Below are 13,594 nucleotides of genomic sequence, written 5' to 3'. Positions count from 1 at the left end.
GGGTGTCCCAAGCGCCCGTCCGTGGCGCAACCGCCGATCCGGCGCTCGGGACACGGGGCGCGTGATGCGCGTCCACCGGGACTCGAGCCGAGTCCGCCGCCGACACCCCGACACGGTGTCGTCCGGGGGCCCAGCCCGCTCGACGTCCTCCGCGTCATCAGGAGGAACATGGCAACGCGCGTCCGCCGCCGACCGACCGACGGCCAGGGCCCGAAGCAGGGGCAGAACGGCCAGAACCACGGCCAGCGGAAGGCCACCCAGCGCAAGGACGACCCCGCCCCGCTCATCCCCGTGCTCGCACGGAGGGTCCGCGAGGTCGAGTCCCGCGTCTCGAGCAAGGGCAAGGCGAGCCCGACGAACCGGACCAAGTTCCTCGTCGTGGCCCTGCTCATGCGGTCCGAGCGCGCCCGCGTCCGTGAGGACGCGTCGATCCCGTCGGCCACGCGCGCCGACCTGCTCAAGCGCCTCGACGGCATCGCGACGATCCTCGCGCAGATCGCGGCCCGCGACACGAGCCTGCTGACCCTGCTCGACGCCGACGCCAAGCCCGGCCCGGCGGCCCAGCAGATGCGCCGCGACTGGCTCCTCGAGTCGGGCGCCGAGCTCGCCGAGGAGGACCTCGTCATCCAGGCGCCCGAGCCGCCGCGGCCCGTCGTCCCGCCGCAGATCGCGGCCCGTCAGGTGATGCCGCAGTCGGTGCCCTCTCGGGCGCTCGCCAACCCGTTCCTCACGCCGGACGTCGGCCGCGTCCAGAGCGACTACCTCCCGAACCGCCTGGCCGGCTGGGACCTGCTCAGCCCGCTCTACCGCGCCTTCGAGCAGGGTGCCGGCGGCGAGGCAGCGTCGATGGACCTCCCGCCGACGCCGCAGATCGACCGCTTCTCCCCGCCCGGGTCGCAGCTCATGGTCCACCAGTCCCGCTTTCTCCAGAGCGTCCAGGAGGGTCACCGCACCTTCCTGCTCGCCGACGAGCCGGGCCTCGGCAAGACCGCCCAGTCGGTCATGGCCGCCTCGATCGCGGGCGCCTACCCGATGCTCGCCGTCGTGCCGAACGTCGTGAAGATCAACTGGGCCCGTGAGGTCGAGCGGTGGACGCCGCAGCGACGCGTCACCGTCATCCACGGCGACGGCAACGACGTCGACGCGTTCGCCGACGTGTTCGTCGTCAACTACGAGATCCTCGACCGGCACTTCGGGTGGCTCTCGAGCTTCGGCTTCCGCTCGATGGTCGTCGACGAGGCCCACTTCATCAAGAACCTCCAGTCGCAGCGCTCTCAGCAGGTCCTGGCCCTCGGCGACCGGCTCCGGTCGACGACACCCGGCGGCGACCCGCTCCTCATGGCCCTCACCGGCACACCACTCATCAACGACGTCAAGGACTTCGACGCGATCTGGCGCTTCCTCGGCTGGATCAAGGACGGCAAGCCCACCGCAGAGATCGCGCGGCGCCTCGACGACACCGGCCACACGCCCGCGGACCGCGCCTTCTACCCCGAGGCCCGTCGCGCCGTCATCGACATGGGCATCGTGCGCCGTCGCAAGGTCGACGTGGCCAAGGACCTGCCCGACAAGCGCATCGCCGACATCACCGTCGAGCTCGACGACGACCTCGGTCGCTCGATCCGTGAGGCCGAGCGCGCCCTCGGACGCCGCCTGGCCGAGCGCTACCGCTCGCTCCTCGCCGCCGGCGACGGCCGGGAGGAGGACGGCGAGCCCGACACCTCCCTCATGCGTCGGGTCGCCGCCGCGGAGCTGCGGGCCGCATCAGCCGAGAAGGGCACCGACAACGTCTTCTCGCTCGTGCGCCGGATCGGCCAGGCCAAGTCGGCACTCGCTGCCGACTACGCCGTACAGCTGTCGCACTCGGTCGGCAAGGTCGTCTTCTTCGCCAAGCACATCGACGTCATGGACGCCGCCGAGCGCGTGCTCGCCTCGGCCGGCCTGCGCACCGTCTCGGTGCGCGGCGAGCAGACCTCGAAGCAGCGCCAGGAGGCGATCGACGCCTTCCAGAAGGACCCCGAGGTCGCCGTCGCCGTCTGCTCGCTGACGGCCGCCGGCGTCGGCCTCAACCTGCACGCCGCGTCCAACGTCGTGCTCGCCGAGCTGTCGTGGACCGCGGCCGAGCAGCAGCAGGCCATCGACCGCGTCCACCGCATCGGCCAGGACGAGCCCGTCACGGCGTGGCGCATCCTCGCGTCCGGCACCATCGACTCCAAGATCGCCGAGCTCATCGACGCCAAGCAGGGGCTCGCCGCGCGCGCCCTCGACGGCAGCGACGAGGACGTCACCTCCGGCGACACCCTCCAGCTCGACGCCCTCGTCGAGCTGCTGCGCCAGGCCCTGACCGAGGTCTGACGGCCGAGCGACCCGGGACCCTGGTCCCGCCCCGGCACTCCGGGGCGGGACGAAGGGCCCTACCTCCGCACCGGTTCCCGCGATGGACTGGACGCGTGCCGCTGCCTGCGGTCACGAGGAGGAGACATGAGCACCACCATGCACGCGATCGTCTACCACGGACCCGGCCGGAAGGCCTGGGACGAGGTCCCGAAGCCGACGGTCCAGGCCGACACCGACGCCGTCGTCAAGGTCGACACCGTGACCATCTGCGGCACCGACCTGCACATCCTCAAGGGTGACGTCGCAGCGGTCACCGACGGGCGGATCCTCGGTCACGAGGCGGTCGGCACGGTCGAGGAGGTCGGCCCGGGCGTCAAGAACGTCAAGCCCGGCGACCGCGTGCTCGTCTCCTGCATCACCGCGTGCGGTGCGTGCCGCTACTGCCGTGAGAGCAGCTACGGCCAGTGCATCGGCGGCGGCGGCTGGATCCTCGGCCACAAGATCGACGGCACACAGGCGGAGTACGTCCGGGTCCCCTTCGCGGACACCTCGACGTATGCCGTCCCCCAAGGTGTGACTGACGAGGAAGTGCTCATGCTCGCCGACATCGGGCCCACGGGCTACGAGGTCGGTGTGCTGAACGGCCGGGTATCACCCGGTGACGTCGTAGCGGTGGTGGGCGCCGGCCCGGTCGGGCTCTCCGCCATCATGGGTGCCAAGCTCTTCAGTCCGGCGCACGTCGTGGCCATCGACTTGGCCGATGCCCGACTCGAGGCGGCCAAGCAGTTCGGGGCCGACATCACGGTGAACCCCTCGCGCGAGGACGCCGTCGCGATCGTCAGGGGCCTGACCCAGGGCCTCGGCGCCGACGTCGCCATCGAGGCGGTCGGGGTGGCATCGACGTTCGAGCAGTGCGCGGCCCTGGTGCGGCCGGGTGGCACTGTCGCCAACGTGGGCGTCCACGGAGGACCGGCCACCCTGCACCTGGAGGACCTCTGGATCAGGAACGTCACCATCACCACCGGGCTCGTCGACACCTACTCGACACCCACCCTGCTCAAGCTGCTCGCCACGCACCAGGTCGACCTGGCGCGGTTCGTGACGCACCGCTTCGCCATGGGCGACTTCCTCGACGCCTACGACACGTTCGCCCGCGCGGCCGAGACCGGAGCCCTCAAGGTCGTGCTGACGAGCTGAGGCTCGACCCTGGCCGGGCGTCGACCCCCTCACGCCCGGTCAGAGGTCGAGGTGCATGATCCGTAGGCCCACGCGCTCCCCGGTCGGGAGCTCGTGGGCCCGCGGCACGGTGCCGACGACCGTGAAGCCGAGGCTCTCGTAGAGCCGGACCGCCCCCGTGTTGGTGGCGACGACGGCATTGAACTGCATGGCGGCATACCCGGACTCGCGGGCCCAGTCGAGGGAGTCGACGACGAGCGCACGCCCGGCGCCGAGACCTCGGGCCTCGGCCGACACCATGTAGCTCGCCGTCGCCACGTGCGACCCGGGGCCGGGACGGTTGCGCCCCATCTTCGCCGTGCCCAGGACGCGGTCACCGTCGACGGCGACGGTCACGCGACCACCGGGGCCGTTCTCGAGCCAGATGCCGCGCGCCTCGATCTCGGTGAGGTCGGTCGGGAAGGGGAAGGTGTCACCGGCCCGGACCACCTCCTCGATGACGGGCCAGACGAGCGGCCAGTCGGCATCGTCGTAGTCGCGGACACTGATCGTCGAAGCCACGCGGATCGCCTTACTTCTCGGGGACATTAGCGTCGAGCTCGCTCAGCCACGCCACCGACGTCGCGTCGGACGGCATACGCCAGTCGCCGCGCGGCGACAGCGAGCCGCCGGCCACGACCTTCGGGCCGTTGGGCAGCGCGGAGCGCTTGAACTGGTTGGCGAAGTAGCGCCTGACGAAGACCTCGAGCCAGTGCCGGATCGTCGCGAGGTCGTATGCCGTCCGCTCGGCCTCGGGGTAGCCCGCGGGCCACTCCCCCGCCTCGCTGTCGCGCCAGGCGTTCCACGCGAGGTAGGCGATCTTCGACGGCCGGTAGCCGCGACGGAGCACGTGGAAGAGCGTGAAGTCCTGGAGCGCGTACGGCCCGATCATCGCCTCGGTGCTCTGCGGCTTCTCCCCCTCCTTGGTCGGCACGAGCTCGGGCGTGATCTCGGTGTCGAGGATCGAGGTCAGCGTGCCGGCGACCTCCTCGTCGAACTGGCTCGACGACACGACCCACCGGATGAGGTGCTGCATCAGGGTCTTGGGCACGCCGGTGTTGACGCCGTAGTGGCTCATCTGGTCACCGACGCCGTAGGTGCACCACCCGAGGGCGAGCTCGGACAGGTCGCCGGTGCCGAGGACGATGCCGCCACGCTGGTTGGCGATGCGGAAGAGGTAGTCGGTGCGCAGGCCGGCCTGGACGTTCTCGAAGGTGACGTCGTAGACCTCCTCGCCCGTGCCGAAGGGGTGGCCCATCGCCTCGAGCATCTGCGTGGCCGCCGGGCGGATGTCGAGCTCCTCCCACGTGACGTCGAGCGACTCCATGAGCGCGATGGCGTTGCTCTTCGTGTGGTCGCTCGTGGCGAAGCCGGGCATCGTGAAGGCGAGGATGTCGCTGCGGGGGCGGTCGAGCCGGTCCATGGCCTTGGCGGCGACGATGAGGGCGTGGGTCGAGTCGAGACCGCCGCTGACGCCGATGACGATCTTGGGCTGACCGATGGCCCGGAGCCGCTGCTCGAGCCCGGAGACCTGGATGTTGTACGCCTCGTAGCAGTCGAGTGCGAGGCGGTCCTCGTCGTCGGGCACGAAAGGGAAGCGGTCGACCTTGCGGAGCAGGCCGAGGTCGCCGGTCGGGGGGTCGAGCTCGAGCTCGACGGTGCGGAAGCCGTCGGTGCGTGCGGCGAGGGTGCGCCGGTTGTCGTCGAACGTGCCCTGCCGCTGGCGCTCCTGGCGCAGCAGGTCGAGGTCGATGTCGGCGATGGACGCGCGGGCCCCCTCGGGGAACCGCTCGCTCTCGGCGAGCAGGGCGCCGTTCTCGTAGACCATCGTCATGCCGTCCCACGACAGGTCGGTCGAGCTCTCACCCTCGCCTGCGGCGGAGTAGAGGTAGGCGGCGAGGCAGCGGGCGGAGGCGCTGCGGGCGAGGAGGTGGCGGTCCTCGGCGCGCGAGACGGTGATCGGCGACCCGGAGAGGTTCGTGAGGATCGTCGCCCCGGCGAGGGCCGCCTCGTGGCTCGGGGGGACGGGGACCCACATGTCCTCGCAGACCTCGACGTGCAGCACGAAGCCCGGCACGTCGGTGGCCCGGAAGAGCAGGTCGGGGCCGAACGGCACGCGGTCGCCGGCGACGTCGACGGTCTGGCCGCGCTGGTCGTCGCCGGGCGCGAAGTGGCGCCGCTCGTAGAACTCGCGGTAGTTCGGCAGGTAGGACTTCGGTGCGACGCCGAGGATGCGACCGGCGTGGATGACGACGCCGCAGTTGTAGACGCGCGAGCCCTTCTCGAGCGGGGCGCCGACGATGACCACGGGACGCAGGTCGGCGGTGGCATCGGCGATCCGGGCCAGCGCGTCGTCGACCGCGTCGAGGAGCGGGTCCTGCAGGAGCAGGTCGTCGATGGCGTAGCCGGAGAGGCAGAGCTCGGGGAAGAGGACGAGACCGACGCCCTCGTCGTCGAGCTCGCGCAGCTGCGTGATGACGGCGTCGGCGTTGCGCTCGGGGTCGACCGCGACGATCGGCAGGGTGCACGCGGCGACGCGGGCGAAGCCCTGGGCCCAGGAGCTGTAGAAGTCCATGGGCACAGTCAATCGCACGGCCGTTCGGGCAGCGCGTGTGACGCGGGACTCTCGCCGAGCGCGGGCGTGTCCGACCCATCCCTACTACCATCAGTAGTAGCCGGACACCCCGTCCGACGCGCATCCCGAGGAGGTCACCATGTCGGACCAGAACCCGGTCCATGTCCTTCACCCGGAGGAGTCTTGGGGCTTCCTTCGCGAGCACGAGTTCGGCCGTCTGGCCTTCCACCTCGTCGGTGAGGTGCATCTGACACCGATCAACTACGCCCTCGACGGCGAGCACATCGTCTTCATGACGGCCGAGGGCAGCAAGCTCTTCGGCGTGACCGCCAACCCCGACGTCGCCTTCGAGGTCGACGAGATCGTCGCCGAGCGTGCCACGAGCGTCATCTGTCGCGGACGGGCCCGCACGCTCGAGGGGCAGGCGGCCTACGTCGTCGAGCGCCTCCCCGTGCGACCGTGGATCGACACCCCGAAGTCCGTCGTCGTCGCGATCGAGGTCGACGAGATCTCGGGACGCCGCTTCGACCTCACCCGACCCTGGCTGCGGGACCTGCCGACCGGCTGACCGGCTGCCTCCAGGTGGCCGCTCGGCCGAGCACTGAGCCCGCCACCCGCCGATCACTGCGTCAGTGCTGCACCCCGTGCAGCACTGACGCAGGTGCACGCGCCGGACCCGGTGACACCGAGGCGAGCGTCCGACGAGCTCAGCCGACGGCGTCCCGGGCGGCCACGAAGGCGTCGACGCACGCGCGTACGTCGGCCTCGGAGTGCGCCGCCGAGAGCTGCACGCGGATGCGCGCCTTCCCGCGCGGGACGACGGGGAAGCTGAAGGCGATGACGTAGACGCCGTTGCCGAGCATGTGGTCGGCGATCTGCGCGGCCTGACGGGCGCCGTCCTCGCCGGGGAACATGACCGGGCGGATCGGGTGCGTGCCCGGCAGCAGCTCGAAGCCGGCCTCGGTCATGAGCGAGTGGAAGAGCGCCGTGTTGGCCTTGAGGGTCTCGCGCTTCTCGGCCGAGCTCTCGACGAGCTCGAGCGCGGCCATGGAGCCCGCGACGACGGACGGCGCCACCGAGTTGGAGAAGAGGTAGGGCCGCGAGCGCTGGCGCAGGAGGTCGACGATCTCCTGGTGCGACGAGACGTAGCCACCCGACGCACCGCCGAGGGCCTTGCCGAGCGTGCCCGTGATGATGTCGACGCGGTCCATGACGCCGAAGAGCTCGGGCGTGCCGCGGCCGCCGTCACCGACGAAGCCCACGGCGTGGGAGTCGTCGACGAGGACGAGGGCCCCGAACTCGTCGGCGAGGTCGCAGATCTCGTCGAGCGGGGCGTACGAGCCGTCCATCGAGAAGACGCCGTCCGTGACGACGACGGTCCGCCTCGCGTTGGCATCGTGGGCCGCCTCGAGCTGCACCCGCAGGTCGGTCATGTCGGCGTTCTTGTAGCGGTAGCGCATCGCCTTGGACAGCCGCACACCGTCGATGATCGAGGCGTGGTTGAGCTCGTCGCTGATGATGGCGTCCTCGGCCCCGAAGAGCACCTCGAAGACGCCCCCGTTCGCATCGAAGCACGACGAGTAGAGGATCGTCGCCTCGGTCCCGAGGAACTCGCTGATCTGGTGCTCGAGCGAGGTGTGCAGCGTCTGGGTGCCACAGATGAAGCGCACCGACGCCATGCCGAAGCCCCACTCGTCGAGCGCCTGCTTCGAGGCTGCGACGACGCCCGGGTCGTTGGCGAGACCGAGATAGTTGTTGGCGCAGAAGTTGAGCGCCTCCGTCTTGAGCGTCGTGACGTGCGCCGACTGCGGCGACGTCAGCTCCCGCTCGTTCTTGTAGAGGCCGGCGTCCTTGATCTCCTGCAGCGTCGCGGCGATCTCGTCCTTGACTGAGCCGTACATCGGTGTCCTTCGCGGGTCGGTGAGGCGTGTGGCGCCACCCAGCGTATGCCCGGCCACGTTCGCGAAACCGCTGACGTCCTGCGCGGCGTCGGAGGACGCTGGAAGCACGCCCGCGTCCGCGGGTGGGAGGAAGGAGTGAGGGTCATGACGACACGACAGGGAAGCCTCGCACTGCTCGAGGACGAGGTGGCGCAGCGGTTGCTGCGGTCTCGGCTGCCCGCGCGCCTGGCGTACTCGTGGACCGACGGGTCACCACGGGTGGTGCCGATCGGGTTCCACTGGAACGGTGAGGAGCTCGTGTTCGGGACGCCACCAGATGCGCCCAAGATGAAGGTCCTCAGGGACGGTGACCGCGTGGCGGTGTCCATCGACACGGACGAGATGCCCTGAGCCGAGTCTTCGTCAGGCCCGAATGGGTCGCGATCCTCGACTTCGAGACGCGTTTCCCGAGTGCGATCGAGCGGGCCATGGAGGACGCGGCGAGCGCCTGAAGGACCTCGCCGAAGTTCCTGCCGGAGGACGCGACCCGGCGTAGCGTGGTCGCATCCGTTCCTCGGGGGATCGACGATCCAGCGAGGCGATCACATGCCAGAGTTCATGGACGTTCACACCAACATGCCGGGTGTGACGTCGCAAGCACTGATGGAGGCCCACCAGGCCGACCTCGACATCCAGGACGACGAGGGCGTGGTCTTCAAGCACGCCTGGGCCGACCCCAACAGCGGCCACGTGTTCTGCCTCTCCGAGGGACCGAGCGCCGACGCCGTGAGGCGCATCCACGAGCGCACCGGCCACCCGGCGGACGAGATCCACGAGATCACCGTCACGGCCTGAGCGGGCGGACCCCGAGGACCAGCCCCAGACGTTCCTCCTGAACCGGCTGTATCAGCAGCCCCGCAGGAGAACACTGGATCGCAGGGGCCGTCGCGCCCACTGCGCGGCCCGGGGCGAAGGAGTCCACCATGTCCAAGCGCGCGCTGCTCATCGGGGTCAACGAGTACGCGATCCCGGGGGCCAACCTCCGCGGGTGCGTCAACGACGTCCACAACATCGCCGCCGCCCTGACCGACCTCTACGGCTTCGCGGAGTCCGACATCACGATGCTCCTCGACGGCGCCGCGACGAAGGCCGCGATGACGCACGGCATCGCCGACCTCGTCGACTCGGCCAAGCCCGGTGACGTGCTCTACCTCCACTACTCGGGGCACGGCTCCAACGTCCCGGACACCGACGGCGACGAGACGACCGACCATCGGGACGAGATCCTGTGCCCGCACGACCTCGACTGGAACGACCCGCTCACCGACGACTGGCTCCGCACGACCTTCGACCGGCTCGACCCCGGAGCGTCGCTCACCGTCGTCATGGACTGCTGCCACTCCGGCAGCAACACGCGTGAGCCGGTGCTCCTCGGCGGGCCGCCGCCCGAGGTCGTCTCGCGCTTCCTGCCCAACCCCGACGACGAGACCCGCGGTGGCGGCTTCACGGGCACACCGCGTCGCGCCCGACGTCGCCGCCGCGACGAGGACGTCCACGTCGTCGACATCGCCGAGACCCTCGTCAGCGGGTGCCGCGACAACCAGACGTCCGCCGACGCCCACATCGACGGCGACTACAACGGCGCCCTCACCTACTACCTCGTGCGCGCCATGCGGGAGGACCCGCAGTCGACCTACCGAGCCCTCCACACCCGGACCCTGGCCGGCCTGCAGGGCAACTACGACCAGGTGCCGCAGCTCGAGGGCCGAGCCCCACGCCTCGACGAGACCTTCCTGTCCGGGGCGGGCTGAGCCGTGTCGGCCCTCGTGGGCAGCACGCCCCCGGCAGACCCTGACCCGTCGCCGAACGGGCACCCCGCGCCGCCGGCCGAGCCGGAGCCGTATGCCGTCCCGGCCGTCGAGGAGGCACGTGTCCTCCCCGAGCAGCCGCTGCCGGACCCGCCCAGCGCCCAGCCGGTCGCCTCGGCCTCACCGGTCGCACCGGTCGTGGTGGACCCAGACGACTCGGACGACTCGGACGACTCGGACGTCGACCCGTCGCGGCCGCTGACGCGGGTCCGGATCTCACACGGCGACCTGCGCTTCGCCCGCCACCACGTCCTCGTCGGCCACTACCCGGGCAGCACCCTCGTCGGCGGCGAGGGCGCCCTCGACGAGCTGCTCGACGGGCGGCTCTCTCGCGCCGCGCTGCTCGGCATCTACCCGGGCCCGATCGAGACGTGCCAGGTCTTCACCGACCCGGACGAGTGGACGCGCCCTCCCGGGGCGGTCGTCGCAGGGCTCGGTCCGATCGGCGGCCTGAGCGCCGCGTCGCTGGCCCGCGCCACCGCCCACGCGGTGCTGACCTCGGCCCTCGGCCACCTGACCGCGGGCGCCTCGGCGACGAGCACCGAGGTGCGGCAGCTGAGCCTCTCGAGCCTGCTCATCGGCACCGGGCAGGGCGGCCTCCCCGTGCGCGACAGCGTGCAGGCCCTGCTGACCGGCGTGCAGCGCGCCAACGACCGGCTCGCCGACACCGACCTCGGGGTGCACATCGCCGAGCTCGAGATCATCGAGCTGTGGCAGGACCGCGCGCTCCAGGCGGTCGAGGCCCTCGGGTCGTCGCTGACGAGCGGGGAGCTCGCCGACTCCTTCACGGCCGACCTCCGCCTCGAGGAGCGTCCGGGCCGCCAGCGCCGGCTGCTCTTCCAGGAGCCCACCGGCTGGTGGCAGCAGGTGCGGGTGCGCAGCGAGGCCGACGGCGGCCTCACCTTCGAGGCGTCGATGCGCCGGGCGGGCACGCCGACGCGCACCGTGCCGACCCAGCGCGCCCTCGTCGACCGGCTCGTCGAGTCGCTCGTCGACTCGCCGTCGCCCGACCCGTCGGCCTCCCGCACGCTCTTCGAGCTGCTCTTCCCCAACGACCTCAAGGCGCAGGCCCCCGACACGGACAACCTCGTGCTCCTCGTCGACCGCGGCTCGGCGCACTACCCGTGGGAGCTGCTCGACGACCACGGCACGGAGGAGGACCGCGAACCGCTCGGGGTGCGCCGCGGCCTCGTGCGCCAGCTCGAGGGCTCGTCGATGCGCAGCCACGTGCTGTCGGCGACGAGCAGCCGCGCCCTCGTCGTCGGCGACACCGCGAGCGGGCTCAGCTCCCTCCCGGCCGCGCAGAAGGAGGCCCGAGGTGTCGCGGATGCATTGCGCCAGAGTGGGTTCGACGCCGAGCCCCTCATCGCCGAGAGCGGCACCAAGGTCATCCAGGCCCTCTTCGCCACGTCGTACCGGGTCGTCCACCTCGCCGGTCACGGCGTCTTCGAGTGGCCGCTCGGCGACGGCACGGACGCCACGGTCACCGGCATGGTGCTCGGCAACGGGATGTACCTCACCGCCGGCGAGGTCGGCCAGATGCGGCAGGTGCCCGAGCTCGTCGTCGTCAACTGCTGCCACCTCGGGTCGATGGGCCCGAGCGGGCCCGTCGGTCCGGGGGGCACGGGCGGCCCGGGAGTTCCGACGGAGCACACCGGCAACTACCACCGGCTCGCGGCGAGCTTCGCGACCGAGCTCATCGACATCGGCGTGCGAGCCGTCGTCGCGTGCGGCTGGGCCGTCGACGACGCGGCCGCGTCGACCTTCGCGGCGACGCTCTACGACCGGCTGCTTTCCGGCCTGACGTTCGGCGAGGCGATCGCCGCCGCGCGCTGGCAGACGTGGAACGACCACCCCGCCGTGAACACGTGGGGTGCCTACCAGTGCTACGGCGACCCGGACTACCGGCTCGCGCCCGACGCGGCCGTGCACCGCGCCACGACGGTGCGCCGCGCACCCGCGAGCGCCGAGCAGGCGCGGGTCGAGATCGAGAACCTCGGCCAGTCGGTGGACGTCAGCCGCAACACCCGCTTCGGGCTCGACCGCCTGCGCGAGCTCTACGAGGCGCTGTCCCCCGAGGACCGCGAGGACGACGCGCTCCAGGTGCTCATCGCCCGGACGTACAACAAGTTCGGCGACTTCGCCCACGCCACGCAGTACTTCGAGCAGACCCTCGAGCGGGGCGGGGCGGCCCTGACCGTGCGCGACTTCGAGGTCTGGATCGACCAGGTGGTCCGGGCGGCCGCCGCGAGTGAGGACGCCGTCGACGACGCGGTCGCGACGATCGAGTCGGCCATCGACCGGCTGCGCTCGCTCCTCGACAACCCGGCGTCGCTCGTCCTGGGTCAGCACGCGCCCGAACGCGCGGCCTTCCTGCCCGGCGACGCCCACGAGCCGTCCGGCGGCGTCGGCATCGACCGGCTCTGGCGGGTCGCGAGCGCCTACAAGCGGCTCGCCCTCGTCACGTGTCCCGACCGGCCCGGCTCGACGCGGGCGGGCGACTGGTCGCAGACCCACGACGCCCTGACGAAGATGTCCGAGTGGTACGCCGCGGCGCGCACCGCGTCGGGTGCGACCGACCGGCGTCGGCACGGCGCCCTCGCCAACTGGCTCGCTGCCGAGCTCGCCCTGCGCTGGCGGCCGGTCGAGGGTCGCGCGATGCTCGACCGGGCCGAGGCGCGACGGCTCATCGGCGAGTCGCTCGGCCCCGCACGTGAGGAGGCCTACCTCGCCCCGACGTTCTGGACGGTCACGGTCTACGCCGACCTGCTCGTCCTCGACGCGCTGTGGAGCCCGCGGGCCACGGCCGAGGAGGCGCAGGACGCCCTCGACCTCTACCGGCGCGCGAGCGACCTCGGCAGCGAGGAGCAGCTGCGCCAGGTCCGCGACCAGGTCGACTTCCTCATCGTCATGGCCGGCACCGAGGCGCAGCGCCGGGTCGAGTTCCTCCAGACCCTGCGCGACGGCCTCGTGGCGCTCGACGCACCCCCGACCGGCACGGACGACACGGCGGGCACGGTCACCGCCTGACGGCATACCTCGTGTACGTCGCGCCCGCGGCGAAACGGCGCTGGTCGAGCAGCTCGAGGTCGAGGCGTATGCCGTCCGGCAGGCTCCGCGTGCCACCGCCCACGACGACGGGCACCGTCAGCAACCGCAGCTCGTCGACGATGCCGGCTCGCAGGGCGACGGCCGCGAGGGTGGGCCCTCCGATGCTGACGTCGCGGTCGGCCGAGGCGACGAACCGGGCGACCGACTCGGGGTCGAATTCGCGCACGAGCGTGGTGCGCGCGCTCGTCACGGCGCCGAGCGTGCGGGAGTGGACGACCTTGTCGGCGGCCTGCCAGATGCGGGCGTAGTCGTGCCCGATGTCGCCGTCGGGGTCGTCGGTCGGGGCGGTCTCCCAGTAGACCATCACCTCGTAGAGGCGACGGCCACACAGGTAGGTGCCGACGTCGCGCTCGAGGTCGTTGACGAAGGCGTGCACCTCGGCGTCGGGGGCCGCCCACTCGAATCCTCCGCTCGCGTCGTTCACGTAGCCGTCGAGGGAGGCGATGGTCGTGTAGATGAGGCGAGCCATGTGTTGACTCTGTCACTCGTGCACGCTCAGGGCACCCGGTTCGAGTGGGTCCGGGGCCGGACCGAGGTCTAGCATGACCGGGGTTTGCGTCCGGCCACCCCGGGCGCGACCCCCCTCCATCCCCCACCCTCAGGGAACG

At 71.5% G+C, this 13,594-nt stretch carries 11 protein-coding genes; 7 read left to right on the top strand and 4 right to left on the bottom strand.

Going from position 1 to position 13,594, the window contains the following annotated elements:
* Positions 1–168: 168 nt before the first annotated feature.
* On the top strand, positions 169–2,355 hold the full coding sequence (locus ASD90_RS03080; protein WP_056751496.1) for a DEAD/DEAH box helicase: 2,187 nt from the start codon (positions 169–171) through the stop codon (positions 2,353–2,355).
* Between the two features lie 138 nt (positions 2,356–2,493).
* A complete protein-coding gene (locus ASD90_RS03075; RefSeq protein ID WP_056754318.1) occupies positions 2,494–3,534 on the top strand; it encodes a zinc-dependent alcohol dehydrogenase family protein in 1,041 nt (346 codons plus the stop codon).
* Positions 3,535–3,573: 39 nt separating this feature from the next.
* Here the strand turns inward: ASD90_RS03075 and ASD90_RS03070 are convergent, their stop codons facing one another.
* Complete coding sequence (locus ASD90_RS03070; protein ID WP_200958523.1) at positions 3,574–4,074, bottom strand: GNAT family N-acetyltransferase; 501 nt, start codon at positions 4,072–4,074, stop codon at positions 3,574–3,576.
* Positions 4,075–4,084: 10 nt separating this feature from the next.
* Positions 4,085–6,127, bottom strand: a complete 2,043-nt coding sequence (locus ASD90_RS03065; protein ID WP_056751494.1) for an NAD(+) synthase — start codon at positions 6,125–6,127, stop codon at positions 4,085–4,087.
* 139 nt (positions 6,128–6,266) lie between these two features.
* On the opposite strand from ASD90_RS03065, the gene ASD90_RS03060 reads away from it, so the two are divergent.
* Complete coding sequence (locus ASD90_RS03060; protein ID WP_056751492.1) at positions 6,267–6,695, top strand: pyridoxamine 5'-phosphate oxidase family protein; 429 nt, start codon at positions 6,267–6,269, stop codon at positions 6,693–6,695.
* 139 nt (positions 6,696–6,834) lie between these two features.
* Here ASD90_RS03060 and ASD90_RS03055 read toward each other — a convergent pair whose 3' ends face one another.
* Positions 6,835–8,028, bottom strand: a complete 1,194-nt coding sequence (locus tag ASD90_RS03055) for a glycine C-acetyltransferase (protein WP_056751489.1) — start codon at positions 8,026–8,028, stop codon at positions 6,835–6,837.
* Positions 8,029–8,172: 144 nt separating this feature from the next.
* Here ASD90_RS03055 and ASD90_RS03050 point away from each other — a divergent pair, with 144 nt between their 5' ends.
* The 4 genes from ASD90_RS03050 to ASD90_RS03035 all read left to right on the top strand — a co-directional run bounded on the left by ASD90_RS03050 (position 8,173) and on the right by ASD90_RS03035 (position 12,905).
* Complete coding sequence (locus tag ASD90_RS03050) at positions 8,173–8,418, top strand: pyridoxamine 5'-phosphate oxidase family protein (protein ID WP_056751486.1); 246 nt, start codon at positions 8,173–8,175, stop codon at positions 8,416–8,418.
* 195 nt (positions 8,419–8,613) lie between these two features.
* Complete coding sequence (locus tag ASD90_RS03045; RefSeq protein ID WP_056751479.1) at positions 8,614–8,862, top strand: SCO4226 family nickel-binding protein; 249 nt, start codon at positions 8,614–8,616, stop codon at positions 8,860–8,862.
* A 128-nt stretch (positions 8,863–8,990) separates the two neighbouring features.
* Positions 8,991–9,818 (top strand): caspase family protein, encoded by an 828-nt coding sequence (locus tag ASD90_RS03040; protein ID WP_056751477.1) that lies wholly within the window; start codon positions 8,991–8,993, stop codon positions 9,816–9,818.
* Positions 9,819–9,821: 3 nt separating this feature from the next.
* The gene (locus ASD90_RS03035) at positions 9,822–12,905 is read left to right on the top strand and encodes a CHAT domain-containing protein (protein WP_056751472.1); all 3,084 of its coding nucleotides are present in this window, start codon (positions 9,822–9,824) and stop codon (positions 12,903–12,905) included.
* On the opposite strand, the gene ASD90_RS03030 is transcribed toward ASD90_RS03035, so the two are convergent.
* Complete coding sequence (locus tag ASD90_RS03030; protein ID WP_056751469.1) at positions 12,895–13,455, bottom strand: dihydrofolate reductase family protein; 561 nt, start codon at positions 13,453–13,455, stop codon at positions 12,895–12,897. The genes ASD90_RS03035 and ASD90_RS03030 overlap by 11 nt on opposite strands.
* Positions 13,456–13,594 lie beyond the last annotated feature (139 nt).

The sequence above is a fragment of the Terrabacter sp. Root181 genome, from assembly GCF_001428505.1.
GTDB lineage: Bacteria > Actinomycetota > Actinomycetes > Actinomycetales > Dermatophilaceae > Terrabacter.
Note: the sequence above shows the minus strand (reverse complement) of the source record. Positions and strands in the feature narration are given on the sequence as shown.